Genomic DNA, 24,379 nt, shown 5'->3' with positions numbered 1-24,379 from the left:
CAATGCTCTCCTTATATGATTACTTTCTCTTGCTGTTTGTATATTTTACAAGTCCACCTGCAGCGATCAGTTTCTGCATGAATTCAGGGAAAGGCTGTCCCTGGAATTCCGTACCTTTTGTTCTGTCGCAAATCTTACCGCTGTCAAAGTCGATCTCTACTTCATCACCTGCTTCGATTGCTTTTGCCGCTTCCGGGCACTCAATGATCGGAAGTCCGATATTGATCGCATTACGATAGAAGATTCTTGCAAACGTCTCTGCGATAACGCAGCTGACACCTGCTGTCTTAAGACATAATGGTGCATGTTCTCTTGAAGAACCGCATCCAAAGTTCTTGTTGGCAACAATAATATCTCCAGGCTGTACTTTATTTACAAATTCAGGGTCGATATCTGCCATTGCATGGCTTGCAAGTTCCTGTGCATCGAATGAATTCAGATATCTTGCAGGAATGATTACGTCTGTATCTACGTTATCTCCGTATTTAAAAACATGTCCTAAAGCTTTCATTATTTGTCACCTACTTTCTCTGGGTTAGCGATATATCCTGCGATTGCACTTGCTGCTGCTACTTCCGGTGATGCCAGATAAATCAGGGAATCTACATGCCCCATTCTTCCTACGAAATTACGGTTTGTTGTAGATACACATTTTTCTCCTGCTGCCATAACACCCATATGTCCACCCATACAAGGTCCACAGCTTGGTGTGTTGACTGCACATCCTGCGTCTACGAAGATTTCCAGAAGGCCTTCTCTGATACACTGTTTGTAGATCTTCTGTGTTGCCGGAACGACCATAACACGTACATCCGGATGAACAGTATGTCCCTGAAGAATGGCAGCTGCTTTTCTCATATCTTCCATTCTTCCGTTTGTACAGGATCCGATCACGACCTGATCGATCTTGATTGGTTCCATTGCTTCGATCTCGTCAATCGTCTTCGCATTGCCCGGAAGATGCGGGAATGCTACTGTTGGACGGACTTCGGAAAGATCGATCTCTACAACACTTTCATATTCTGCGTCCCCATCTGCTTCGTACACTTTATATTCTTTCTTTGTATGTTCTTTTAAGTATTCTTCTGTCTTTTCATCTACCGGGAATATTCCGTTCTTGGCTCCGGCTTCGATTGCCATGTTTGCCATTGTGAATCTGTCTGCCATAGAAAGATTCTTGATTCCGTCTCCGGTAAATTCCATGGATTTGTAAAGAGCTCCGTCCACACCGATCTTACCGATGATATGGATGATGATATCTTTACCACTTACATATTTGCCAGGCTTTCCTGTCAGTACGAACTTGATCGCACTTGGAACTTTGAACCACAGTTCTCCCATTGCCATACCTGTTGCAATATCGGTTGTTCCGACACCTGTTGAGAATGCACCCAGCGCACCATATGTACAGGTATGGGAATCTGCGCCAATGATACATTCCCCTGCTGCAACAACTCCGGCCTCCGGAAGGATTGCATGTTCTACTCCTGATTTTCCCTGTTCAAAATACCAGCTAAGTCCCTGATTCTTTGCAAATTCACGGATCGATTTTGAGTTCTCTGCTGATTTGATATCTTTATTCGGTGTAAAGTGATCTGGTACCAGTACCACCTTGTCTTTGTCAAATACTTTGTCTGCCATCTGTCTGAAGATTGGCAGAGCCATAGGACCTGTGATGTCATTTGCCATAACTACATCTAACTTTGCTTCTATTAACTGACCGGCTGTCACGCTGTCAAGACCTGCATGAGCTGCCAGTATCTTCTGTGTCATCGTCATTCCCATAACGAACCTGTACCTCCTTGATTTCTCATAGTTTTATACTGTATTTTAGCACAGTAAAAAAGGGCATGCAAGAAATTATAAATTTTAGTGCATAATTTTTCACTTCTGTTTCTTGATATTATGCAGGTATGGGATCTCAATCGGATCGATCGGAGTAGCCGGATTTTCAATTTTCCCCTTCAGAGTTCTTTTGTGTTTCTTAAGGAGCGCACCACCTTTGTTATAGAACCAGAAAGAATATGTCAGAATTTTATGGGCCGGTCCCATCTTGTCTTTTGCCGTCTTTCCATAGAGCACTCCGCCTGCTTCAATCGCAGCTTTACTCCGTATCAATGCGATCAGCTCTGTCTCACAGGTAACTCTTTCCGGAAGAATCGTATAGCCTGTCCCGATGCAGTCCGGTCTGTGTGCATCGCTTCCCCCTATTCCCGGCTTTTTATATTTTTCCGCAAGCTTTCTTGCACCTTCGTTCGATTCTGCAGATTCACATGCATTAAAAGCCTCTATAAAGTCAAATCGCTTGATCAGTTCCGGTGACTTATAGAATCTGCTGGTATTCGTAAAGCTCAGGTACTTTTCTCCGCATGGATGTGCAGGTCCTAAGATTCCACCATGTCTGTGCACAAAGTCGATCAGCACAGACACCGGAAGTCCCTTCACTTCCAGGAGACGCATCTTAACACCTTCCGGCATGATACAGATAATATGACCTGCATCCAGTGTATCATATTCGATTCCCTTCAGAACTACGAAGTCTTCATGTACCTTTCCTTTCATGTGATATTTCCAGTGACGATAGCCATGATAAGTGTCATGATCCGTGATCAGCATTCCGTCAAATCCTTTTTCTTTCAAGGTTGTGATGTATTCATCCAAGCTTACCCGGCTGTCCACTGAGCCTTCCCGCACATGGCAATGCATATCTATCTTCATAAGTAAGCCTCCTTAACTTTATTCTTAATAGTATTATATCACATCCCTCTTAAATTACAACGAAACTGCTTCCCGGCTTTCTTATATCTTTCTTAATCTGATCTTTCTTAATCTGATCTGTCAAAATAATACATCCTGCCTGTAGGTAACAGTTTCTATTGCATATTTCGGTATAAAAAATACCTGATGCAGTTTTTAATTTTCTGCACCAGGTGTTTTTCTTATCACATTCGTATATAGAAATTACCGTCTGTGTCGGATTTTCTTCATTAATCAATATCGTCAGGATGAAAAACTACAACATCTGAATCATCTGTTTCAAAAATCTCCACATCATCTTCATCTAGAAATCCGTCTTCCGGCTCATCCGTTTTTTCAACTGTCACAACATCTTCATCGTCGTCCAGATTATCTTCATCTGGCTTCGTATCATCCAGATCAAATATTTCTGTCACAGTCTCTTCCTTATCTGTATCTTCAGCATTATCCGTTTTTTCTTTATCCCCGGCTGCTTCCATACTTTCTTCCGGCTCTCCATCATCTAAAAGCATTCTTGCTTTTTCAACCTCAGACTCCATAGATACCTGTTCTTTGATCTTCTTTGAGAATATCTTTTCTTTCTTTCCAATCTTTCTGGACTGCATCATCGTCTGAACTACAATTCCGATCACTGCGATTGCTGCACTCATCACATATCCGATCCAGCCAATCTTCGTCATTCCACACACAAACGGTAATGCCATTCCAGCCTCTACACCGCCCATGATGCCAGTCACAAATATAACAAAAAACTCAGCAAAAATTACCGTAAGTATCGCAACGATCAGAGCGATAACCGCACAAATAGCAAGTACTATCACTGACTTTGTTTCAAGCAGCGTAACAAATGTGCCGAAGGATCCGAAAAATGTCATAATAAAGATTCCAAATTTGCGAAGTGCCGCACACATAACGCATAATATTACCGCACACACTGCAACCGCCACAAGCATTTTTGTCATATCAAAGCCGGCAATCACTCCTACCGTTGCTCCAATAACTGCTCCCACAGCCAGTCCTACAAGTGCCGATAACACCCTTACAATTTTCAGTCCAAACAAAGCTATGATTACTCCTACCACAACTGTTGCGATCAAAGCCCCCATAATTTCCGGCGTCTTTCCTGCAACAAAGATACTCGTGGGTCCGTCTGCCGATTTCAAAACTGATGTTACGTTCTCCATATCCATACTCCTTTCTCTTATACCCCTCATTATACATAATCACCGCTGCCGGTTTTGTATTCTCAAAAGTATAAAAGGCCGTGTTTCCGAAGATTCACAGCCTCTGGTTCCATATCTGCCTTTAGAATGCTACTGCTCCCGTTGATGTTCCGTTAATTACATAATAAACGGCTGACTCTTCTGGCTTTATGTATAAATCCATTGTCTTGATATCTCCGATTTTGTTTCCAGAAGATGTCCATGCTTTTTTTACTCTTGCAATGATTTCTTTTTCTTCCACCTGTTTTCCATAGTATTCAACAAAAGCACTTACTTTAATCTCTTTCTTTGCTGTAGATTTCTTAGCTGTTGTTTTCTTTGTCGTTGTCTTCTTAGCTGTCGTCTTTTTAGCAGGTGCTTTTTTGGCAGTTACTTTTTTCTCTGCTGTTTTCTTTTCTGCTGCCTTAGGCTCGGTTTTCTTCTCTTCTGCTTTCTTCTCAGCCTTTTTTTCTTCCGGCTTAGCTTTTTCTTCTTTTACAATTGAGTTTACTGGCTCTGCCTTTGGAGCTGCGACTTTCTTCTCAGTCTCCTTCTCTATCTTCTTCGGCTCTGCTGCTGCCACTACCTTCACTGTCTCTGCTTTTTTTACTGTCTCTGCTTTTTCTGATGTCTTAGTTTCTGGTGCAGTTACTTTAGCAGTTACATCTTTTGTGGTTGCTGTTGTTACTTTTTTTGTAGCCATTTTATTTCCTCCTAAATCTCTCTAAGCCCTATTACCTAGTTGTCAATATTATAACACATTCTTCCAAAAATGCAATTCCACGCCATATTGCATGCACATTACACACCAAACATCTCTAAAATCAGCCCTGCTGCCACAGCAATTCCATATAATACTGCAATAATCTTTACGTTTTCTTTCTTATCCGGATTTACCTTAAACAAAACGACCAGACCAATTCCGGCCCCTGTACACAATCCCGCAATAACCGATGCAAATGAAATTGCTCCACTTAAATATAGCTGTGTCAGAATCACAGATGCCGCACAGTTAGGGAGCAATCCGATCAACGCTGCGATCACCGGCTGGAATACTGTATCCCCCAGCATCATAGCAGAAATCCTGTCAATTCCCAGTACTTCAATACACAGATTTAAAATAAATGTAAATACAAATAAATATAAGAATATCTTTCCGGTATGACGAAGTGCCGGCTTTACAATTCCGGATGAATGATTGTGACATCCACAGTCATGACAGAGTTCTCCTTCATGATGTGGAACTGCAATTTCCTTTTTAAAGAAAATATCCACCAGATATCCTGCAACGATCGCAATGATCACTTTCGCCAGAAGCAATATACCAATCTTGCCGGCATGCTCCGGATTTCCCATAATAATAAGAATTGCTTCGTCCGATGTTGCCAGAAATACAGCAATCAATGTTCCGATCGTAATAATCCCTCCAGAATATAGATTGGCTGCCATAACTGAAAATCCACACTGTGGAACACATCCTACTACTGCTCCTACTACCGGTCCGGCCTTATCTACTTTTATCATAAGCTTTTTTGTAAAATCACTGGAATAGTGTTCCAGTGCCTCTATCAGCAGAAAGGCCAGAAACAGAAACGGGAGCATCTTAATACAGTCAATCGCCGCATCAGTAAATACATCAATCAGCATTTCCATAATTTCTATCTCTCCTTTATCTATTTTTTCATAACATTTTTATTCTAGTTTGTATGTCCGTATTTTTCAAGCAAAACATGCCATTCGGCATTACATATTTTTTCTCAGTTATTCTGTAATTTTCAGTCTTTTTTCTGTATAATACATTATATATAGACTATTTTCACAGAAGGGACGTGATCATATGAGTACTTTTGAACGAATCCGGTCCGGTCTTCCGGGTCTTGACTCTATGCTTGATTCCATCCGTATGGGCGATAATGTCGTCTGGCAGGTATCCAGCATGGATGACTATATGCACTTTGTAACTCCACTCTGTAACCAGCTTCATGAAGAAGGAAAGGAACTTTTATACATGCATTTTTCCGGACACCCTGCTCTTCTTCAGACCGGTAACGGAATTCGTGTCTATGAATTCGATCCTTCGGAAGGATTCGAAGCTTTTACAATGAATGTCCGGCGCCGGATCAAAGCAGAAGGACGTGACGCCTTCTATGTATTTGACTGCCTTTCCGACCTGCAGGCTGCATGGGCTACCGATCTTATGATGGGGAATTTCTTTAAAGTTACCTGCCCTTATCTGTTTGAGTTAAATACAGTTGCATATTTTCCACTTCTGCGCGGGCAGCATTCTTTCGACGCCGTTGCCCGTATTCAGGAAACTACACAGCTACTTCTGGATGTATACACCGATAGTGAAAGCCTCTATATCAATCCTTTAAAAGTCTGGAACCGCTATTCTCCGAATATGTTTCTTCCGCATAAATATATGGAAGAAAATGGTTCATTTCTTCCATTGAAAGGAGGATATGAGATTAGTCGTTTTTATACATTGGTGGATGCACTTACCAACACTTCTGAGAACCAGAACCTGGACAGCTGGGAACGCTTCATCACGGATACCCGGCGCACTTACCGCAGAGAAGGTATCTTTACCCCGGCGGTCGAAGATATCATTTCCCATACTATGATGTCAAACGATGAGAAAATCCTTTCGCTTTTAAAGACCTATTTTGAACCGGATGATTATTTTCTTGTATATAAACGCATGATCGGCACCGGCTGTATCGGCGGCAAGGCATGCGGTATGCTTCTCGCAAGAAAGATCATTCAAAAAGATAACCCCGAAGCATTTTCCCATATGGAACCGCACGATTCCTATTATCTTGGTTCCGATGTATTCTATACTTATATTGTACATAACAAATTCTGGCGTCTTCATATCCATCAGAAGACAAAACAGGGATACTTCAAACTGGCTCCGCAGCTGGAACAGGCCTTTCTTTCCGGTTCTTTCCCGGAAGCCATACGGCTTCAATTCATCCGTATGCTGGAATACTTTGGACAGCGTCCGATCATCGTCCGTTCCAGCAGTCTTCAGGAAGATGCTTTCGGTAATGCATTTGCCGGAAAATACGAATCCGTCTTCTGCATCAACACCGGTACCATGGACGAGCGGCTTACGGAACTGGAAAATGCGGTCCGCACCGTATATGCCAGCACTATGAATACTTCCGCTCTGGAATACCGCAGGCAGCGCGGACTTGGATTCAAAGATGAACAGATGGCGCTTCTGATCCAGCGTGTATCCGGATCTATGTACGAAGATTTTCTCATGCCAAATGCTGCAGGTGTCGGCTACTCTTACAGCGCTTATAAATGGGATGATTCTATCGATGCTTCCGACGGTATGCTGCGCCTGGTAATGGGACTTGGCACAAGAGCTGTTGACCGTACAGAAGGAGATTATCCACGTATTGTGAATCTCTCTGCCCCGGAACGTTCCACCCTTACCGAAAGCTGGGCAAAACATCAGTATTCACAGCGTTACGTAGATCTTATGGATTATACAACAAAATCTCTGTCATCCAGACCACTCAAAGACGTCACACCATATATGGATTCTTGGTATAAAAAACTGGTACTGGAACACGACAGCGATGCCGAGCGGACGTTCCGTGAGCGCGGACAGCGGCGTGAGATTCTCTTTGCCAACTGCGAAGGACTTGTCCGGAATACAGAATTTACCGGCTGTATGAAATCTCTTCTTCATACATTGCAGCAGGCTTACCAATATCCTGTCGACATCGAATTCACCATCAATGGAACTGATACCGGTGAATTTGTATTTAACCTGTTACAGTGCAGACCGCTTCAGGTCGGCACAAGAAGAGATGCCGTAACCGTTCCTTCGCTCCCGGAAGATAAAACAGTATTCTCCGTTACCGGTTCTTCCATGGGCGGGTCCCGGGCAGAAGATATTGACTATGTAGTCTTCGTCGACTCCAGAGCTTATTATGAATTCCCGTATAAACGAAAACCAGATATCGCTCATATTATCGGAGATATCAATCATCATTTCCGCAAAAGCAATCAGAACCTACTTTTGTTCGTACCTGGACGTATCGGAACCTCCTCACCGGAACTTGGGGTTCCTGTAAGCTTTGCCGCGATCAATCACTTCTGTGCAATCTGCGAAATGTCGGACAGTGAAGTTGGATACATGCCGGAGCTTTCTTACGGAAGCCATATGTTCCAGGATCTGGTAGAGGCAGAGATTTTTTACACCGCGTTATTTGACACTCCAAAGACACGGATTTTTAATCGTACTGTTTTTCACGATATGCCTAACATTCTCACGGAAATACTGCCGGATTGTAAAGAGTATGAAGACATTGTAAAAGTATGCCATACGGAAGGCATGCATTTGAAGTTATACTCAGATATTCAGAACAGTGAAACCGTACTGGGATTCGAATCATAATCAAATACATCACAACACACAAGAAATGAGCAGCGTACACTGCTCATTTCTGTTTTATACATTATTAGATTATATTCATTGTCAGTTATCTTTTATAGATTCCCTCCAGTATATCTACGGTCCCTTCAATTCCAAGAAGGCTTGCATTCAACAATATCTCATGAGAACTGATGCTTCCCCATTCCTGCCCCGTATGGGTTTCGTAATAGTATTTCCGTTCTCTGTCCATTCGTTTAATGCGGTCGAGAGCCTTCTTCTCAGACACATCGTATCTTTCTGCAATACGTTTGATACGGTCAGCCCTGTCAGCACAGATAAATACATTGATACAGTTCGGATTATCCTTCAAGATATAGTCCGCACATCTTCCAACGATTACACATGGTCCGCGTTCTGCAAGCTTTTTGATAATTTCCGTCTGTAATTCATACATCTGTTCAGATAACGGCTGTACATATTCTTCCGAATTAATATAGGAAGAATATCCCATCGGTGTGATCAGATAACTGGATACAAAACTGTTAAGAGAAGTCTCATCAATTGCCTTTGCCGTCTCTTCTCTGATATCCATCTTCTCTGCTGCCATTCTGACAAGATTGTTATCATATAACGGAATATCCAGTCTTGTTGCAAGAAGGTTGCCGATCTCATGGCCGCCGCTTCCAAACTGTCTGCCTATTGTTATGATCTTATGTGTCGTCATAGGTATCCCTCCTTCGGATGAAAGTATCACGATTTCTTTGTCCCTATTATACCTGTTTCCGTCAGAAAATACCATATATTTCATTCAATTATTCTGTCAATTTTTATACTGCCTGTCGCCTTTCCTCTACCAGAAATCCTTTTTCCCTCAGCTCCTGCTCAATCAGATCCAGCGTCTCTTCGCTGTCGGCACTGACCTTATGATAATGATAGTTGGATGTGATGTTCTTAAGCGGACTGGACTTGCCACTTCGGATATCTTCCATAAATGCGCCGACCTTTCTCCGGGAACTTAAGGCCAGTTCCGCCTCCATCTTTCCATAGACTCTGTGATGGATCATGACATTGTCTACACATCCTCCCAGGTCAACGATCGTATTCAGCTCTTCTTCCAGCTGTTCATCTGTGTGCTGTACTTTAAATATACGGCACACTGTCTTCGGCTGATTCAATATATAGCCGCGGTTTGTAGATATGATCTCATATCCTGCTGCCCGGATCAGTGCAATATCCTGCACGATCACCTGACGGCTGACACTATAAAGGGAAGCAAGCTTTGTTCCGGATACCGGAGCTTTGCTTTCCTGAATCTGTCTGATTATCTGTTCTCTTCTTTCAGATCCATGCATTTCCTGTTGCCACCTCCCATGTTATTTTTCCAAATGATCTATTTATCCATGTATTTTTCTCCACACACGGTAATCACATCTATTATACCGCATGAAGGTGCTTTAAGGAAATATCTAAAATCGGTGCGGAATGTGTCAGTGCTCCGCTGGAAATATAATCTACGCCGAGAGAAGTCAGTCTGCTGATATTCTCTTTCGTTACATTACCGGAACACTCGGTCTCGGCACGTCCGTCAATGATGCGGATTGCTTCCTGCATCTCTTCCGTGGACATATTATCGAGCATGATAATGTCTGCCCCTGCTTCTACTGCTTCTTTCACCATATCCAGATTTTCAACTTCTACTTCTATCTTACGTACAAATGGTGCATATTCTTTTGCCATCTGAACAGCTTTTGCCACACTTCCTGCTGCTCCGATATGATTGTCCTTTAAAAGAACCCCATCAGAGAGATTGTAGCGGTGATTGTATCCTCCGCCCACTCTGACTGCATATTTTTCGAAAATTCTCATATTCGGAGTTGTCTTCCTGGTATCCAGAAGTTTCGTCCTGCTTCCTTCCAGAAGGGAAGCCACCGAATGTGTATAACTTGCGATTCCACTCATTCTCTGCAAATAATTAAGTGCCACACGTTCTCCCGAAAGAAGGACACGGATGTCTCCGGTTACTTTTCCCATTAACTGTCCGTTCTTCACTTCGTCACCGTCTTTGCAGAAGAATTCTACTTTCGTATCTTTATCTAATAATTCGAAAACTCTCTGGAATATCTGAAGTCCTGCGATCACTCCGTCCTGTTTGCAGATCAGATCTACTTCTCCGGTTACGGCTTCATGCATAACCGCATTGGTCGTTACGTCCTCACTTGAAATATCTTCTCTTAATGCTTCCATGATCAGGTGGTCTACCTGTAAGGTCATTGTTATGTTATTCATGTTCTGCTCCTTTATCGTTCTTTTTCTATCCGCGCATCTACAGAACCTGCCACTGGCAGCTCTTTTCGAACGCATGGCGATCCACACACTGCACTTATTATATCATTTATACTACTTTGCGTTCAGACAAATTTTCTTTTGCTTCTTCTTTTTTGATCTTAGCGGCTGCACGTTTTGCAAACACCAGACTCTCCAACAGGGAATTACTTGCCAGACGGTTAGCACCATGTACACCATTACAGCTTGTCTCCCCGACTGCATACAGGTGTTCCATAGAAGTTCTGCTGTCTGAATCTACCCAGATTCCACCCATAAAATAATGCTGTGCCGGTACAACCGGGATGCATTCTTTCGTTACGTCATATCCTTCTTCCAGACAATGTTCATAGATATTTGGGAAATGCTTTAAAATCGTTTCTTTTGGTATATGTTCCATAGAAAGCCATACATGATCAGTTCCTTCTTTTTCCATCTCTTCTCTGATTGCTTTTGTCACAACATCTCTTGGAAGCAGTTCGTCTACAAAACGTTCTTTGTTCTTATTATAAAGGACCGCTCCTTCACCACGTACCGATTCTGAGATCAGGAAACGTCTTCCCGGTTTCTTGGAATATAAAGTTGTCGGATGGATCTGTACATAGTCCAGATGTTCCAGACGGATTCCATGCTTCTTTGCAATCTCAATCGCATCCCCTGTCAGATGTGGAAAATTCGTGGAATGCTGATAGGTTCCGCCGATACCGCCACTTGCAAGGATCGTATTTTCTGCATAAATTTCATACGTTCCCTTTTCATTCTTTGCCTTGATTCCTACACATTTATCATCTTCGATGATCACATCTGTCATCTCTGTATATTCATACATTTTCACATTTTCAAGCTTCTTTACCTGTGCCAGCAGCTTGCTGGTGATTTCTTTTCCTGTCACATCTTCATGAAACAGGATTCTCGGTCTGGAGTGCGCTCCCTCTCTTGTATAGGCAAATTCGCCGTCCTTCTTTTCAAACTCTACGCCATACTTTACCAGATCATTGATGATATCTCTGGAATTACGGATCATGATATCTACAGATTCTTTCCGGTTCTCATAATGACCGGCTTTCATCGTGTCTTCAAAATAACTGTCGTAGTCGCTTTCGTCTCTTAATACACAGATTCCCCCCTGTGCAAGGAACGAATCACTGCTTTCCAGATCTGACTTGGTAATTAATATAATATCCTGTTCTCTTGGTAAATTCAACGCGCTGAAAAGTCCTGCGACTCCACTTCCTACGATTACTGTATCTGCATTCAGTTTCATAATACAACATCCTCTTTTCTATACTGCTTTCCGTTTACGGACAGTCCCTCCACATATATTCTTCTGACCGCTTAAACTTTTCACATTATACCACTGTTATTTACATGTGACAAGACAATTGTTGTATTTATTCTTTACACATGATTTTCTATTTAATGCATCATGACGGCTGTCATCGATCGAACCTTTGTATGTAACCAGAAGGTTAGAATAAAAGATATGCTTAATCAGCAGATACAACACAATCGTAAATGCAAACCAATACCCAAACGTACCAACCGCCGATATTCCCATATCTCTGCCTTCATATCGGTCGTGCAGATAATGCTTGAGCTGATCAGAAGCAGCTATCACCTAGAGTCCTATTACCACATGTCTTTCCAGCATCGTAAGCCCCTGCGGCATGCTGGTTTTATTCCCCTTCATGACTTCCATCAAATCCATCTTCACTTCCATAACGTCAATTTCTACCATATCATAGCCGTCTGCAAGAATTTTTTCTTTGTCATCAATTGCAGGTCCTTCGATGTATTCCATGACCAGCGCATGCATGGTCGTATATTCCTGAATTTGTAAACAAAAAAGATTATTGTGCCGGAATTTCATTTCTGTATCACAATAATCTTTTTCATTTATACCTATTTATACAAATTCTCCCCATCAGATTTGATAACACCCTGATACCAGTAAAAGCTATCTTTTTTATAGCGGTTTAATGTACCGCCTTCTTCCTCTTCACGGTCTACATATACGAAACCATAACGTTTCTGATAACCATTTAACCAGCTTAAAAGATCTGTGAATGACCATGTACAGTATGCCAGAACTTCACAGCCTTCTTCAATTGCTTTTCCCAGTTCTTTCAAATGTTCTTCCAGATAATGGATTCTATATTCATCATGAATCTGATCATCTTCTGTCTTTTTATCAAATGCTCCCAATCCATTTTCAGAAATCACAATTGGCAGACCATAACGGCTTGTAATTTCACGGCAGCAAAAGCGAAGCCCCATCGGATCTATCGTCCAATCCCAATCTGTTGTCATAAGATATGGATTTACTGGATTCTTATATATTCCCTGCATTCCCAGTTCTTGGGCAGATCCCTTTACACCTGTTGTATTCATCGTACCATACGGCGTAACTCCATCCATTGGATTATACTCACACACACAACTCTGATAATAATTTACACCCATGAATGTAATCTCTCCGGCAGCTTTTTTCAATATCTCCATATCTTCATCTAAAATTTCCGGAGCATAACCTTTTTTCTTCAGATAAGCCATCGCAGCTTTTGGATAACGCCCATATGCATATATATCCATCCACCAGAAATTTTTCAATTCATCATAATCACGTTTTGCCATTGCATTTACCGGTTTGCAGTCCAACGCATAGGATGGTACATACGCAAAGCTTGCACCAATCTCTCCTTTTCCACCCATTTCACGATAAGCAAGTACTGCCCTGGCATGTGCCATAAAAGCATAATGATTAACCTGATAAAAAGTCTTCTGGTCATCAAATTTTCCAGGCGGATGCTGTGCTGTCAACCAACCAAGAGAAGTAAATATATTCTGTTCGTTTAATGTAATCCAGTATTTCACTTTATCGCCAAAGTTTTCGAAGAGAGTCTTTGCATAAGTCACATAATCCTGAATGATCTCCGGGCTTTCCCATCCACCATACAGATCCACCAGTGCCTGCGGAAGATCCCAGTGGAAAATTGTCACCATCGGCTCAATTCCATATTTCAAGCATTCATCAATAATATCCTGATAAAATGCAAGTCCTTTTTCATTGACCGTACCTCTTCCTTCCGGATAAATACGGGCCCAGGAGATAGAAAACCGGTATGTTTTTAATCCCATCTCTGCCATTAATGCAATATCCTCTTTATAGTGGTGATAATGATCTACCGCTACATCACCGGTCGTTGCTTTATATGTTTTCCCTGGGATACGTACAAATGTATCCCAGTTTGTCACACCTTTTCCATCTTCTTTCCATCCACCTTCAATCTGATAAGCCGCTGAAGCGCTTCCCCATAGAAAGTCTTTTGGAAATCTTGTCACTTTCATTTCTTCCATATCCATATTCCTTTCCTTTACTGAACTTTGATAAGGTTACTTTCTTTTGTTACTTCTCCTGTTGCTGTTTTTTCAACTATTGCATACTGATCTGTGTTTGAAACGATCACCGGCGTTGTTACATCATATCCAGCCTCTTTTATTTTTTCAATATCAAATTCGATCAACACATCACCCTTTTTCACAACATCTCCTGCTGCTTTCTTCGGTGAGAAATATTTTCCTTCCAGATTTACAGTATCGATTCCGATGTGTACCAGAAGTTCTACCCCATTCTCTCCTACAAGACCTACTGCATGTCCCGTTTCAAACATCACATCTACTTTTCCATCAAATGGTGCATAGATCACTCCTTTTTCCGGAACGATTGCCGCACCTTTTCCAAGAATTTCCTGTGCAAATGTTGCATCTGCAACTTCTGACAGTGAAATTGCTTTTCCTTCTGCCGGACTTGCAATATCAATCGCATTCTCCATTACTTTTACTTCTTCTTTGCTTTCTGTTTCCAGCATGTCTAATTCATCATCATTTTCATCTACTACATCTTCAAATCCAATGATCATTGTCGCAATGAATGCAACCACTATTGTAAGGAGAATCGTAAGTGCTGCAAATAACAGACTCTGCGGTTTCCCTTTTTCTACATACTGAACGATTGTTACGATCGCAGGTGTCGCAATACCAAAACATTTCATCTGGAAAAATCCACCAAATAATCCACCTGCAGCAGCACCGATACATGCTCCTAACATCGGACGTTTCAAACGTAATGTTACACCATACAGAGCTGGCTCTGTAATTCCTGCAAATAATGCCGAAAATGCAGAAGATCCGGCAATCTGTTTAAAATCTTTGTTCTTACTCTTTACTGCTACTGCAAGCGATGCAGCACCCTGTGCCATGTTAGAGCAAAGTTCTCCGATACAGATAAAGTTTTCAAATCCTGTGGAAGCAATCATTCCCAGTTTGATTGGTGTAAATGCATGATGCATACCTGCCATAACAACGAAAGGATATACACCCGCCACAAGACCGATCGCAATAAATCCAAGTTTATCATGAATTGTATAAACAACTGTTGATAATACGTTACCACAGATTGCACCTAAAGGTCCAAGAATAATCAATGCAATAGGTGCTTCGATCAGCACTACCAACATCGGTTTTAAGAAGTTCTTGGTTACTACCGGTGTAATCTTATCTACCAGACGCTCGACATATTTCAGCGACCATACTGCCAGAATAATCGGAATAACAGAATAAGCATAAGATGCATATGTTACCGGAATAAATTTAAGAAATTTTACAGTTTCTTTTGCATCATTTGCACTATTCATGAATGAAATAAAATTTGGATGCAACATAATCAACGCTATACTTGCCGCATAATACATATTCGTTCCAAATTTTTTAGATGCAGATATCGCAATCAATACCGGCATAAAGAAAAATGCGCCGTCACCCATAACACTTAACAGATTATAAGTATCACCTTTTGTACTCAGAACACCGATCATTGGAAGTAATGTAAGAAGTACTTTGATCATTGCAGCTCCGATGATTGCCGGAATAACCGGTGCCATGATACCGGAGATTGTATCCATCAGCATAGAAAATACATTCTGTTTTTCCTTATTCTGTGGTGCTTTTTTCGGTACTTCGTTTGAAAAATTCCCAAGCTTATTAAGCTCTGCATAGACATTTGCCACATCATTACCGATGATAATCTGATACTGACCGGCTTTTTTCATGATTCCCATAACGCCTTTGGTATTTTTCACTGCTTCATCGTCTACAATTGATTCATCTTTTAATGTAAAACGCAGTCTCGTCATACAATGTACCAGGCTGATTACATTTTCCTTTCCCCCGACTCTTTGGAGGATTTTTTTTGCTATACTTTCGTAATCCATTTTCATTTACCTCAATTTTCTTTTTTATTTTTTCATATATATAACAAAGACCCGACTTAAAAGAGCATACGATTCCCGGGACCGCTGCTTTCTTTTAAGTCAGGTCTTGCTTAACTGAATAATAACAAACCTGCAATCTATTCTGATTGTTCATCTAATATTCTTTTAATGTGTATTAATAAATATAATCTTTCATCTATTGTCAATTTGTAGGAATACTGTTTTTCAATATATTCCACAATTTTTCTGACTCCTGAATAAGCATATTCATTCTCTTCTATCAATACTTTGTATATTTCCTGCATGCTGTCTTGATAAATGGTATTATCAAATACTCTGGTCGCAAAAAATTTCAAATGAGTTAGAAACCGTTCATACGATATCGATTTCTCGTTAAATTCTATCTTAAAATGGATTCTGACAATCTGAAGAACTGCATTAATCAATTTCGTAATCTTATTAACATCTACATTACTTCCGCTGCCAAGTTCGGCCGAAACGATGTGCATCGCTATAAATGCAGCTTCGTCTTCCCCTAGATTCTCATCATTTTGTTCCTGTATCCATTGTACTGCCCTTAATCCGATTTCATATTCTTTTGGATAAAATTTACGGATCTCAAGTTTCATCATATTTTTTAATGCTATATTCTCACGATATCTGTCAACTGCGGAATTGATATGATCTGTAAGTGTCACATACAGGGAATCCCTGACTTTCAATCCTTCCTCCCTCGCTGTCTTTACGATACGGCTTACAATCTCCAAATATTCTTCTGATATTTCTTTTACTACTTCCTGCAGTCTCCTGCTGTCATCGACACTCTCCAGATAATAAGTTTTATCCGCCAGTGCTTCATCCAGATTTTCACCCTTCTTTTTCTTGAACCCGATTCCTGCTCCTGTTATGATCAGTTCTCTTCCCTCCTGATCACTACTGACAACTGCATTCGTATTCAGAACTCTGACTATTTTCACAGCCATTCTCACCTCTAATTCAATCTTAACAACCATTGATACAATATGATAAAAAAAGACTGTCCATAATACAAAATCTCTTGATCTCTTGATCTCTTGCACTATAAACAGTCTTGCTTACCATTACGTAATAACAAACTTGTTATTATATTACCAATAATACCTGTCTTTGTCTATATTCTTTTTATTTTTCGTCATAACTAATAAATTTACCATTTTCTTTTTGTGTATTTTCACAAGTATTTTATTCCTTTCTTCTCAATAATGAACTTCACTTCACCTTTCTGCCTTTCTTTTATTCTAGTGAAGCTCTGATATCATCATTCCAGAAAGCATTAGGGCAACTACTTTTCTCTTCTCTCTCCTCCTCTTTTTATATTCAATTCCTTCTGTCATACGTTTCTATGCGTTCTTTTGATTATTCCACATTCTTCAACGCTTCATCCATCGGAACCTTTTTGATCTTCCGATATTCCAGAAGTGCTACCGCCACATAGGTAATAAATCCAACCAGGAACATTTCCACATATATCTTTGGATCGATCCACAGTGTGATCCATCCGGTCAGACTTTCCATCATCATTACACGGAAGATTACATTCATAACCACCGTTTCAATCGGAAGACTTAAGAGCAGTTCTATTACAACCACAACCATGGTTGACATAATATACAGCCTGCTGATCTCTCCGTTCGTATATCCAAGGATCTTCGTCATGGAAATGGACTGCGCATTTTTCTCGATAATGATCTTTGACAACAGATAAATGACAATCATATAGATCATGATCGCAAATCCATTGACCAGTCCCATCATATTTCCCATGGATACATCCAGCTGTCTTGATACCTTCGTCAGTGCTTCCAGATCAACTACAGACCCTATGTATTTCTCATCAATGTCTTTAATCTTTGTATTTGCAAAATATCCCGCATAATAATCACTTCCAAGATCAAATGTCTCGTTTAATTTGTCACGGCTCATAAATACACTGATTGCCCCGCTGTAATCATAGACTCCTTTTACTTTGAATGTGTAGCGTTTGCGTTCGTATTTTTCTTTTAATGTAATCTTATCTCCCGGTTCTACTTGATACTTATCTGCATATGCCGTCGATATATATACGCCATCTCCCAGATCTGCCTTAATATACTTACTGTCCGGTTCTACTCCGTACAATACTACCTCTTCGCTCTTGGCCTCTCCCGGAATTGTATTTAATGCGTATGCACTGAATTTTTCTGCTGTCTTGTTATCCGTCTTCGTGCCGTTCGAATACTGCATCAGCGATAGTAAACTTTCCAGTTTACTTCCACTGATTGCATCCGTCGGAACCTCCAGCATATACTGGTACTTTGCCAGCATATTTTCCTGTATTTCTTCCTGATAATGGTTCAGTACCGACGGGAGCAGCAATCCGAAGAATAACAGCAGATTTGCAAATATAATTCCTACAAACAGCACCAAATAATTACTGATATTCTGAAAAATAACTCTCAGACGGAATCTGCGGAAGATACCGAGTTTTGTACTTAAATGAACTGCCCTTTTTTGTTTTCTGGAAGAAAGATCTCTTCTTATGAACTTAAGCGGCGACAGTCTTAATTTGTAATGTAAAATTCCATAGTTGATCACCAGCATGATAATAACCGGTACAACCGTTGTCATCCAGAATGCTTCTGCATTCCAGACCGTTACATATGTCGGAAGGCTGTAACTTCCATAGTACATCCCCGCACATACTTGCTTTAATACTGTATATCCGAGAATATTTCCGACCAGTGCCCCGATCAGTGTGATCACAACCGGAAGTGCCATATAATGTAAGATCAATTCGCGCCTTGTATACCCGGATGCACGCAGTGTTCCGATCACGCCCGCTTCTTTCCTGATCGTATTGCTGATCGTAATACCGAATACAAATGCAAGAATCGCCATTACAATATAAAGCAGCATAACGATCATCGCACGGTCGCTTCCCATATCATCCCCTGTAAAATGGATCGACTGATTCTGGTATTGTGGTACAAAACTTTCTATCGTCACGACATCTGCCATGTCTTCCATCAGGTCTTCGGCCATCTTCTTTTCTTTTTTCTCTGTTGCAGGTTTTTTATCATAGATCCAGGCATAATTATACTGTACCTTTACCTGATTCAATGCTTCAAAATCTTTGGCTGTAACAATTGCCACTCCGAACTTTACAGCATCAAACATCGTATCATTATTATTCTGAAATAATGCACTGTAATCGGAAAGTGCCACAAGACCTGTAATCCGGAATGTCTTCTTTCGATTTTTCACCGTATCCCCGACTTTCAGCTCATTATTATCTGCATACATACGGTCCACAGCGATCTCACCGGACTTTTTCGGCATCTTCCCATTCATCAGGCAGACCTTATCTACCTCTTTCCGGTTCTTGAAAAATCGTATGGTACTTCCGTTCGTAAGCTTTTGCTCTATATAAAAATTCTCATATACCTTTACATCCGATTTTTCAATATCTTCTTTCTGTGCCGGAGTCAGCTTCTTCTTCGTCTGGAAATATCCGTCTTCGATATTGTATTTTTGAAAGCTGTCATCATATGCCCGGAGCATACTTCCATCAGCTACCAGGAATCCTGATACGAAACCAATCGTTATTGCCATCATGATAAAGACAACTAAATACTTTCCAAATTCACTTTTTAATTCTCTCGGCAATCTTTTTCTTAAAGGACTTTTCATCTGTTATGTCCTCCTTACCATTCCAGATTGATCGCCGGAATCTTTACTTCATTTCTGTAATTCTTCCGAATCATTCCGTCTCTTAACTTCACTACCCGGTCGGCCATGTCTTTGATCGCATCATTATGTGTAACCATGATAATCGTATTGCCATATCTCTGATTTACCGTCTCGATCAGTTTCAGGATTTCCTTGGACGTATGATAATCCAGCGCACCGGTCGGCTCATCGCACAACAGGATATCCGGATTCTTGACAATTGCACGTCCGATCGCAGTTCTCTGCTGCTGTCCTCCTGATAACTGATTCGGCAGTTTTTTCTGATGTTCATAAAGACCAAGCGTATGTAACAATTCATCCACATCTAACGGGTGATCACTCAAATATGCCCCTACTTCAATATTCTCCCGTACCGTCAGATTCGGTATCAGGTTATACATCTGAAAAATATATCCCAGATGCTTTCTTCTATACAGTGAAAGTTTCTTCTCCGTCATATCCTCCAGACGTTCGCCTTCAATCGTGATACTGCCCTCATCAGCACCATCAATTCCCCCTATGATATTCAGAAGTGTTGATTTACCCGAACCGGATGGTCCAAGCAAGACACAAAATTCTCCTTTTTCAATATCCAGATCCAGACCTTTCAACACGTTCACACGGCTGTCGCCTGTCCCGAATGACTTTTTAATTCCTCTTATTTCCAGAAACATAATTCTCCTCCCTTCAGTTACCTTCCTATAACCAATGTTAGTTTAAACTTATTTATTTGTCAACGAAATCCTTTTTTAGAATGTCTTCATCCGGAATTTTCGTCAGATTTTTCCTAATTTATCTTTATATTTTTGCATATTTGGTATTAAAAAAAGGATGACTCTCTACTTATGTCATCCTTTTCATTCTCAACTTATCTGAACCTATCCTGATTCTTTTTCTTATTACATTTTCTTATATCGAAACAATCGCTTTGAACTGATCACAGTCGATCTTAATATCAAATTCTCCTCCCAGTGCTTTCGCATAGGTACTTACGATTGCAAGTCCCAGTCCGTTCCCCTCACTGGTTCTTGCCTTGTCACCTCTTGAAAACCGTTCGATGATATCTTCTTTTTCAAAATCCATCTCATAGCCGGATGTATTCGTAATCTCCAATACTATTTTCTGATCTGTTCCCGCTTCCTTTTTATACGTCTTGACAAATACCCTGGTTCCTTTCGCCGAATACTTCAGCGCATTTTCCACCAAATTCTGGCAGATCCGATAAAAATATGAATTATCAGAATAAATTGCCGTATCTTCTTCCGTAAGCTGAGTTACAAATTTCAGCCCGCTTTCTTTTATCCGGTCATCCATATCTGCAAATATCTGTTCCATCAGACGATTAAGCTCAAAAGTTTCTTTGTGAAGTTCTACATTCCCACTGCTCGCTTTTGCCAGCGAAAACAGGCTGTTGATCATCTCACCAAGCTTTCCTGCTCTTGTCGATATCACGTCTACATAGTCCCTCACTACATCACTTAATTCTTCTTTTTTGATCAGTTCCAGATATCCGACGATGGAAGTCAGCGGCGTCTTCAGATCATGCGATACATTTGTGATCAAGTCTACTCTTAACTGGTCACTTCTCGATACCTTTTCCAGACTCTTCCGTTCAATCTCCAGCGCCTGTTCCAGACGCTTCTGAAAGAAGCTCTCCGTCTGCTCCATGATCTGATCCAGCTCATTTCTCCAGTATCTCTGGATCACTTCCCGGCAGCAGATATATTCTATAAACACCGTTGCTACCATCATATATCCGGCTGCATAATTCCATCCCCATCCGCTGCTGTAACTGATAAAGAAAAGATATGCCGCTGCTGCCGACAGTTCTACCGCCAGTATATTCCGAAATCTTTTTTCCGACTGTTTTTCTTTCGCCTTCCAGGTCTGATAATAGATACTGTCTTCTGTATCCTGCAGATAGGTCTCTGCACTCCCTTTCTGACTCCAGTTCCGATATCTCAGTTTCATATACCTGCGTACGAGCAGCCAGATTCCCGGCTGCACCAGGATATTGCCGATCAGGCAGATTCTCCATACGCCCCATGTACTGAAATAATATCTGTTCACTAACACCACAAAGAACAGGAAGCTTCCAATTATAAACAGCAGAAATCCAAATACGCAATCATAATATTCTTTTATAAACTTTTTAATTACTTTTACCGTATTTTTCCATTTTGTATCCAATTCCCCACACCACCTTTACATATCTTGGCTTCTTCGCATCAATCTCCACTTTTTCCCTGATATGACGGATATGTACCATTACAGTATTCTCTACAGTATAATCTGCTGTTTCCTGCCATACATTCTCATAGATCTGCTCTGCCGGAAATACCTGCCCGGGATGCGCCATCAATAGCTCCAGGATCTTATACTCCGTTGCCGTCAGATGCACTTCTTCTCCTTCAACAAAGATGACTCTCTGCTTTTTATCCAGTACCAGACCGCCATTCACGATCTGATCCGGATCTTTCTTTTTCTCCGTTTCTCCACCGCTCCATGCGCGGTATCTGCGTAAATGCGCTTTCACTCTGGCGATCAGCTCCGCAGGATTATACGGCTTCTCAATATAGTCATCTGCTCCGAGCGTAAGTCCCGACACCTTATCACTTTCTTCCGTCTTGGCCGACAGGATGATTACCGGAATCCTGCTTTTCTCACGCAGCTTCATCAGTGCCGACAGACCGTTGAGTCTTGGCATCATCACATCCAGAAGGATCAGGTCTACATTCTCCCGCTCCATAATATCCAGTGCTTCCATACCGTCATATGCTTTCAAAGTCTCATACCCTTCATACTTTAACAGTTCACTGATGGAGTAGACGATTTCTTTGTTATCATCTACTACTAATATTTTTTCTGCCTCCATTTCTTTCGTCTCTCCCCTCTTTTTCTTTGCATGCTTACTATATCGTTCATGATTTAAATATTTCCCGATACAATTCTTAAAAATTTCTTATGATTAATCTTCGCTATGCAAGGACGAATAAAATGCGATTCCAAGTATCACTGCACCTCCGACCAGTTCTCTGACCGTAGGGATTTCTCTTAAGAAGATCAGTGCAAATACGATCCCGTATACCGTCTCCATACCGGAAATGATTCCCGCAGTCTGCGCTTTTACACCTTTCTGCGCCGTTACATATAAAGAATAGGCAATCGCCGTACATAAAAAACCAATTGTTGCAACACCTGCGAAATCCACCGGACGCCATTCTGCTTTCACCAGTACCAACGCCGGAAGCAATGCAATTGCTGCTGTTCCCTGTTCATACAAACAGATGGTACGTCCTTTGTATCTGCTGGAAAAATACCGGTTTGATAACGTCATTACTGCATAAGTAAAACTTGCCAGCATTCCCCAGAGAATTCCAATCGTCACTTTATTCTCCACTGAAAATTCCGGAATCGTGATCAATACTCCCATCAAAAGGATCAAAGCATTCAAAATATTCTTACCGCATATCTTCTCATGGAATAATAAAGGTTCCAGAAATGTCAGAAACAGTGGGAAAGTTGAAAATGTAATGGTCCCGATTGCCACGGACGATGTCTGGATCGATTGAAAGAAACTAGACCAGTGGATTGCCATCACAACACCTGTCAAAATCATAAGTCCGTAATCTTTCTTCGAATCCAGTGTCAACTTGTCTTTACACACCAGCGATATTGCCAGTAAAAGTAACGACGAACAGATGACTCTTCCCATTGCCACCTGTACCGCCGGAACCTGTACATACTGACCGATCACACCGGAGCAGCTAAAACACATAACCGCAATATGCAGCAGTATCACATTCTTTCTTGTATCTTTGCTCATTGATTTCTCACTCATATCTTTCTCCCATGTATCTCTTGTGTATTTTTATTTATTTTCATTCCCGACCAGTATAACACATTCTCACCAGTCTCCGCTCTGTCTATTTATAATTCTTCACAAGTTCTTCCTTCTCTTTCCGGCAGATCAGATGATACGTCACATCCGCCTCCGGATCCGTCAGCGGAATGACCTTTCTTCCCTTCAGAAGATGGTTCACATCCGTTGCAAAATTCGTGGTAAAACAAAAGACACCTGCACAGGTTGCTCTTCGCTTCCTGATCCAGAGTGGCGTTGTTGTAATTCCAAAGTCCGTTCATAAAGAACGTATGGAAGAGAACTTTAATGTATTTGATTTTACACTTTCTGAGGAAGATATGAAGACACTGGAAGCTCTGGATGGCGGAGAGAGTCTGTTCTTCTCACATCACGATCCGGCTACGGTGGAGTGGTTTATGAGTATTGTTTAGATTCAAAAATTGTGTGCCTTAAAAGCTATGTAGCCCCGTAGGAAAAATATAATAGGATGCTGGTTCCGTTCACTTCGTTCAAAGTCACCTGCATCCTATTATATTTTTCCTACGGGGCTGCGTAGTTTTTTGTGATTTTTAAATCATGTTCTTTTTTCGGAGAATACATCCAGGAATTTTTTTACGGTCTCTGACAGTGCTTCGTTTTTGCGCCAGATCAGGACGCATCAGCTGTCTTGACAGTGTCGGCTGTGTAATATGAAGAAGCTTTGCTGTTCTTGTAATATTCTCTTCACGCGCTGCCATCAGAAAGTATTTCAACACCCGAAGTTCCATACTTTTTTGCTCCTGTTTATCCGTTTTTCTTTTCATATGCTCATTGTAGCTTATTT

General features: G+C 41.1%; 22 protein-coding genes and 1 pseudogene. 2 read left to right on the top strand and 21 right to left on the bottom strand.

The window, feature by feature from the left end; genetic code table 11:
- Positions 1–19: 19 nt before the first annotated feature.
- From NQ508_RS03845 to NQ508_RS03820, 6 genes are all read right to left on the bottom strand, one after another.
- Positions 20–511, bottom strand: coding sequence for a 3-isopropylmalate dehydratase small subunit (locus NQ508_RS03845; RefSeq protein WP_006426302.1), 492 nt, complete (start codon positions 509–511; stop codon positions 20–22).
- On the bottom strand, positions 511–1,785 hold the full coding sequence (gene leuC, locus NQ508_RS03840) for a 3-isopropylmalate dehydratase large subunit (protein WP_006426306.1): 1,275 nt from the start codon (positions 1,783–1,785) through the stop codon (positions 511–513). The genes NQ508_RS03845 and leuC overlap by 1 nt, the downstream gene beginning before the upstream one ends.
- A 99-nt stretch (positions 1,786–1,884) precedes the next feature.
- Positions 1,885–2,718: a PHP domain-containing protein gene (locus NQ508_RS03835; RefSeq protein ID WP_006426307.1), complete on the bottom strand. Its 834-nt coding sequence runs from the start codon at positions 2,716–2,718 to the stop codon at positions 1,885–1,887.
- A 269-nt stretch (positions 2,719–2,987) separates the two neighbouring features.
- Positions 2,988–3,941 carry an ABC-2 transporter permease gene (locus NQ508_RS03830; protein WP_155115952.1) on the bottom strand — a complete coding sequence of 318 codons (954 nt, stop codon included), beginning with the start codon at positions 3,939–3,941 and terminating at the stop codon, positions 2,988–2,990.
- A gap of 121 nt (positions 3,942–4,062) precedes the next feature.
- Positions 4,063–4,662: a DUF6465 family protein gene (locus tag NQ508_RS03825; protein ID WP_006426309.1), complete on the bottom strand. Its 600-nt coding sequence runs from the start codon at positions 4,660–4,662 to the stop codon at positions 4,063–4,065.
- A 98-nt stretch (positions 4,663–4,760) separates the two neighbouring features.
- Positions 4,761–5,612, bottom strand: a complete 852-nt coding sequence (locus NQ508_RS03820) for a putative manganese transporter (RefSeq protein ID WP_006426310.1) — start codon at positions 5,610–5,612, stop codon at positions 4,761–4,763.
- 184 nt (positions 5,613–5,796) lie between these two features.
- Between NQ508_RS03820 and NQ508_RS03815 the strand changes: the two genes are divergently transcribed.
- Positions 5,797–8,376, top strand: a complete 2,580-nt coding sequence (locus tag NQ508_RS03815; protein ID WP_006426311.1) for a PEP/pyruvate-binding domain-containing protein — start codon at positions 5,797–5,799, stop codon at positions 8,374–8,376.
- Between the two features lie 85 nt (positions 8,377–8,461).
- On the opposite strand, the gene NQ508_RS03810 is transcribed toward NQ508_RS03815, so the two are convergent.
- From NQ508_RS03810 to NQ508_RS03750, 14 genes are all read right to left on the bottom strand, one after another.
- On the bottom strand, positions 8,462–9,079 hold the full coding sequence (locus tag NQ508_RS03810; RefSeq protein WP_022416209.1) for a cytidylate kinase-like family protein: 618 nt from the start codon (positions 9,077–9,079) through the stop codon (positions 8,462–8,464).
- Positions 9,080–9,182: 103 nt separating this feature from the next.
- Positions 9,183–9,707, bottom strand: a complete 525-nt coding sequence (locus tag NQ508_RS03805) for a transcription repressor NadR (RefSeq protein WP_006426313.1) — start codon at positions 9,705–9,707, stop codon at positions 9,183–9,185.
- An 82-nt stretch (positions 9,708–9,789) separates the two neighbouring features.
- Positions 9,790–10,641, bottom strand: coding sequence for a carboxylating nicotinate-nucleotide diphosphorylase (nadC, locus tag NQ508_RS03800; RefSeq protein WP_044919410.1), 852 nt, complete (start codon positions 10,639–10,641; stop codon positions 9,790–9,792).
- Between the two features lie 106 nt (positions 10,642–10,747).
- Positions 10,748–11,941 (bottom strand): L-aspartate oxidase, encoded by a 1,194-nt coding sequence (locus tag NQ508_RS03795; protein ID WP_006426315.1) that lies wholly within the window; start codon positions 11,939–11,941, stop codon positions 10,748–10,750.
- A gap of 96 nt (positions 11,942–12,037) precedes the next feature.
- A complete protein-coding gene (locus NQ508_RS14375) occupies positions 12,038–12,235 on the bottom strand; it encodes a hypothetical protein (RefSeq protein ID WP_044919413.1) in 198 nt (65 codons plus the stop codon).
- A 60-nt stretch (positions 12,236–12,295) separates the two neighbouring features.
- Complete coding sequence (locus NQ508_RS14370) at positions 12,296–12,478, bottom strand: hypothetical protein (protein WP_167528840.1); 183 nt, start codon at positions 12,476–12,478, stop codon at positions 12,296–12,298.
- 101 nt (positions 12,479–12,579) lie between these two features.
- Complete coding sequence (locus NQ508_RS03785; RefSeq protein WP_044919496.1) at positions 12,580–14,034, bottom strand: glycoside hydrolase family 1 protein; 1,455 nt, start codon at positions 14,032–14,034, stop codon at positions 12,580–12,582.
- A 17-nt stretch (positions 14,035–14,051) separates the two neighbouring features.
- On the bottom strand, positions 14,052–15,947 hold the full coding sequence (locus tag NQ508_RS03780; RefSeq protein WP_044919419.1) for a beta-glucoside-specific PTS transporter subunit IIABC: 1,896 nt from the start codon (positions 15,945–15,947) through the stop codon (positions 14,052–14,054).
- A gap of 137 nt (positions 15,948–16,084) precedes the next feature.
- Positions 16,085–16,930: a PRD domain-containing protein gene (locus NQ508_RS03775; protein WP_022416203.1), complete on the bottom strand. Its 846-nt coding sequence runs from the start codon at positions 16,928–16,930 to the stop codon at positions 16,085–16,087.
- A gap of 412 nt (positions 16,931–17,342) precedes the next feature.
- Positions 17,343–19,655: an ABC transporter permease gene (locus NQ508_RS03770; protein ID WP_006426321.1), complete on the bottom strand. Its 2,313-nt coding sequence runs from the start codon at positions 19,653–19,655 to the stop codon at positions 17,343–17,345.
- A gap of 14 nt (positions 19,656–19,669) precedes the next feature.
- The gene (locus NQ508_RS03765; protein WP_006426322.1) at positions 19,670–20,368 is read right to left on the bottom strand and encodes an ABC transporter ATP-binding protein; all 699 of its coding nucleotides are present in this window, start codon (positions 20,366–20,368) and stop codon (positions 19,670–19,672) included.
- Positions 20,369–20,603: 235 nt separating this feature from the next.
- Positions 20,604–21,884, bottom strand: coding sequence for a sensor histidine kinase (locus tag NQ508_RS03760; protein WP_044919422.1), 1,281 nt, complete (start codon positions 21,882–21,884; stop codon positions 20,604–20,606).
- Positions 21,847–22,569, bottom strand: a complete 723-nt coding sequence (locus NQ508_RS03755; protein ID WP_006426324.1) for a response regulator transcription factor — start codon at positions 22,567–22,569, stop codon at positions 21,847–21,849. The genes NQ508_RS03760 and NQ508_RS03755 overlap by 38 nt, the downstream gene beginning before the upstream one ends.
- Positions 22,570–22,662: 93 nt before the next feature.
- Positions 22,663–23,535, bottom strand: coding sequence for a DMT family transporter (locus NQ508_RS03750; RefSeq protein ID WP_006426325.1), 873 nt, complete (start codon positions 23,533–23,535; stop codon positions 22,663–22,665).
- A gap of 218 nt (positions 23,536–23,753) precedes the next feature.
- On the opposite strand from NQ508_RS03750, the gene NQ508_RS03745 reads away from it, so the two are divergent.
- The gene (locus NQ508_RS03745) at positions 23,754–23,987 is read left to right on the top strand and encodes an aldo/keto reductase (protein WP_055213719.1); all 234 of its coding nucleotides are present in this window, start codon (positions 23,754–23,756) and stop codon (positions 23,985–23,987) included.
- A 222-nt stretch (positions 23,988–24,209) separates the two neighbouring features.
- Here NQ508_RS03745 and NQ508_RS14225 read toward each other — a convergent pair.
- Positions 24,210–24,323 (bottom strand): annotated as a pseudogene (locus NQ508_RS14225) (LysR family transcriptional regulator); the annotation flags it as partial.
- Positions 24,324–24,379 lie beyond the last annotated feature (56 nt).

Origin of the sequence: Dorea longicatena (assembly GCF_025150085.1) — a bacterium.
Taxonomy (GTDB): domain Bacteria; phylum Bacillota; class Clostridia; order Lachnospirales; family Lachnospiraceae; genus Dorea_A; species Dorea_A longicatena.
This window is presented reverse-complemented; position numbering and strand designations above follow the sequence as displayed.

Bases quoted from the DNA above. Each gene is read 5' to 3' on its own strand.
- NQ508_RS03765 (WP_006426322.1), bottom strand. From the start codon at position 20,368: ATGTTTCTGGAAATAAGAGGAATTAAAAAGTCATTCGGGACAGGCGAC.
- NQ508_RS03805 (WP_006426313.1), bottom strand. From the start codon at position 9,707: ATGCATGGATCTGAAAGAAGAGAACAGATAATCAGACAGATTCAGGAA.
- NQ508_RS03830 (WP_155115952.1), bottom strand. From the start codon at position 3,941: ATGGAGAACGTAACATCAGTTTTGAAATCGGCAGACGGACCCACGAGT.
- NQ508_RS03835 (WP_006426307.1), bottom strand. From the start codon at position 2,718: ATGAAGATAGATATGCATTGCCATGTGCGGGAAGGCTCAGTGGACAGC.
- NQ508_RS03810 (WP_022416209.1), bottom strand. From the start codon at position 9,079: ATGACGACACATAAGATCATAACAATAGGCAGACAGTTTGGAAGCGGC.
- NQ508_RS03770 (WP_006426321.1), bottom strand. From the start codon at position 19,655: ATGAAAAGTCCTTTAAGAAAAAGATTGCCGAGAGAATTAAAAAGTGAA.
- NQ508_RS03785 (WP_044919496.1), bottom strand. From the start codon at position 14,034: ATGGAAGAAATGAAAGTGACAAGATTTCCAAAAGACTTTCTATGGGGA.
- NQ508_RS03775 (WP_022416203.1), bottom strand. From the start codon at position 16,930: ATGGCTGTGAAAATAGTCAGAGTTCTGAATACGAATGCAGTTGTCAGT.
- leuC (WP_006426306.1), bottom strand. From the start codon at position 1,785: ATGGGAATGACGATGACACAGAAGATACTGGCAGCTCATGCAGGTCTT.
- NQ508_RS03825 (WP_006426309.1), bottom strand. From the start codon at position 4,662: ATGGCTACAAAAAAAGTAACAACAGCAACCACAAAAGATGTAACTGCT.
- NQ508_RS14370 (WP_167528840.1), bottom strand. From the start codon at position 12,478: ATGGAATACATCGAAGGACCTGCAATTGATGACAAAGAAAAAATTCTT.
- NQ508_RS03755 (WP_006426324.1), bottom strand. From the start codon at position 22,569: ATGGAGGCAGAAAAAATATTAGTAGTAGATGATAACAAAGAAATCGTC.
- NQ508_RS14375 (WP_044919413.1), bottom strand. From the start codon at position 12,235: ATGGGAATATCGGCGGTTGGTACGTTTGGGTATTGGTTTGCATTTACG.
- NQ508_RS03845 (WP_006426302.1), bottom strand. From the start codon at position 511: ATGAAAGCTTTAGGACATGTTTTTAAATACGGAGATAACGTAGATACA.
- NQ508_RS03820 (WP_006426310.1), bottom strand. From the start codon at position 5,612: ATGGAAATGCTGATTGATGTATTTACTGATGCGGCGATTGACTGTATT.
- NQ508_RS03795 (WP_006426315.1), bottom strand. From the start codon at position 11,941: ATGAAACTGAATGCAGATACAGTAATCGTAGGAAGTGGAGTCGCAGGA.
- NQ508_RS03780 (WP_044919419.1), bottom strand. From the start codon at position 15,947: ATGGATTACGAAAGTATAGCAAAAAAAATCCTCCAAAGAGTCGGGGGA.
- nadC (WP_044919410.1), bottom strand. From the start codon at position 10,641: ATGAATAACATAACAATGACCTTACAGGTAGACCACCTGATCATGGAA.
- NQ508_RS03750 (WP_006426325.1), bottom strand. From the start codon at position 23,535: ATGAGTGAGAAATCAATGAGCAAAGATACAAGAAAGAATGTGATACTG.
- NQ508_RS03815 (WP_006426311.1), top strand. From the start codon at position 5,797: ATGAGTACTTTTGAACGAATCCGGTCCGGTCTTCCGGGTCTTGACTCT.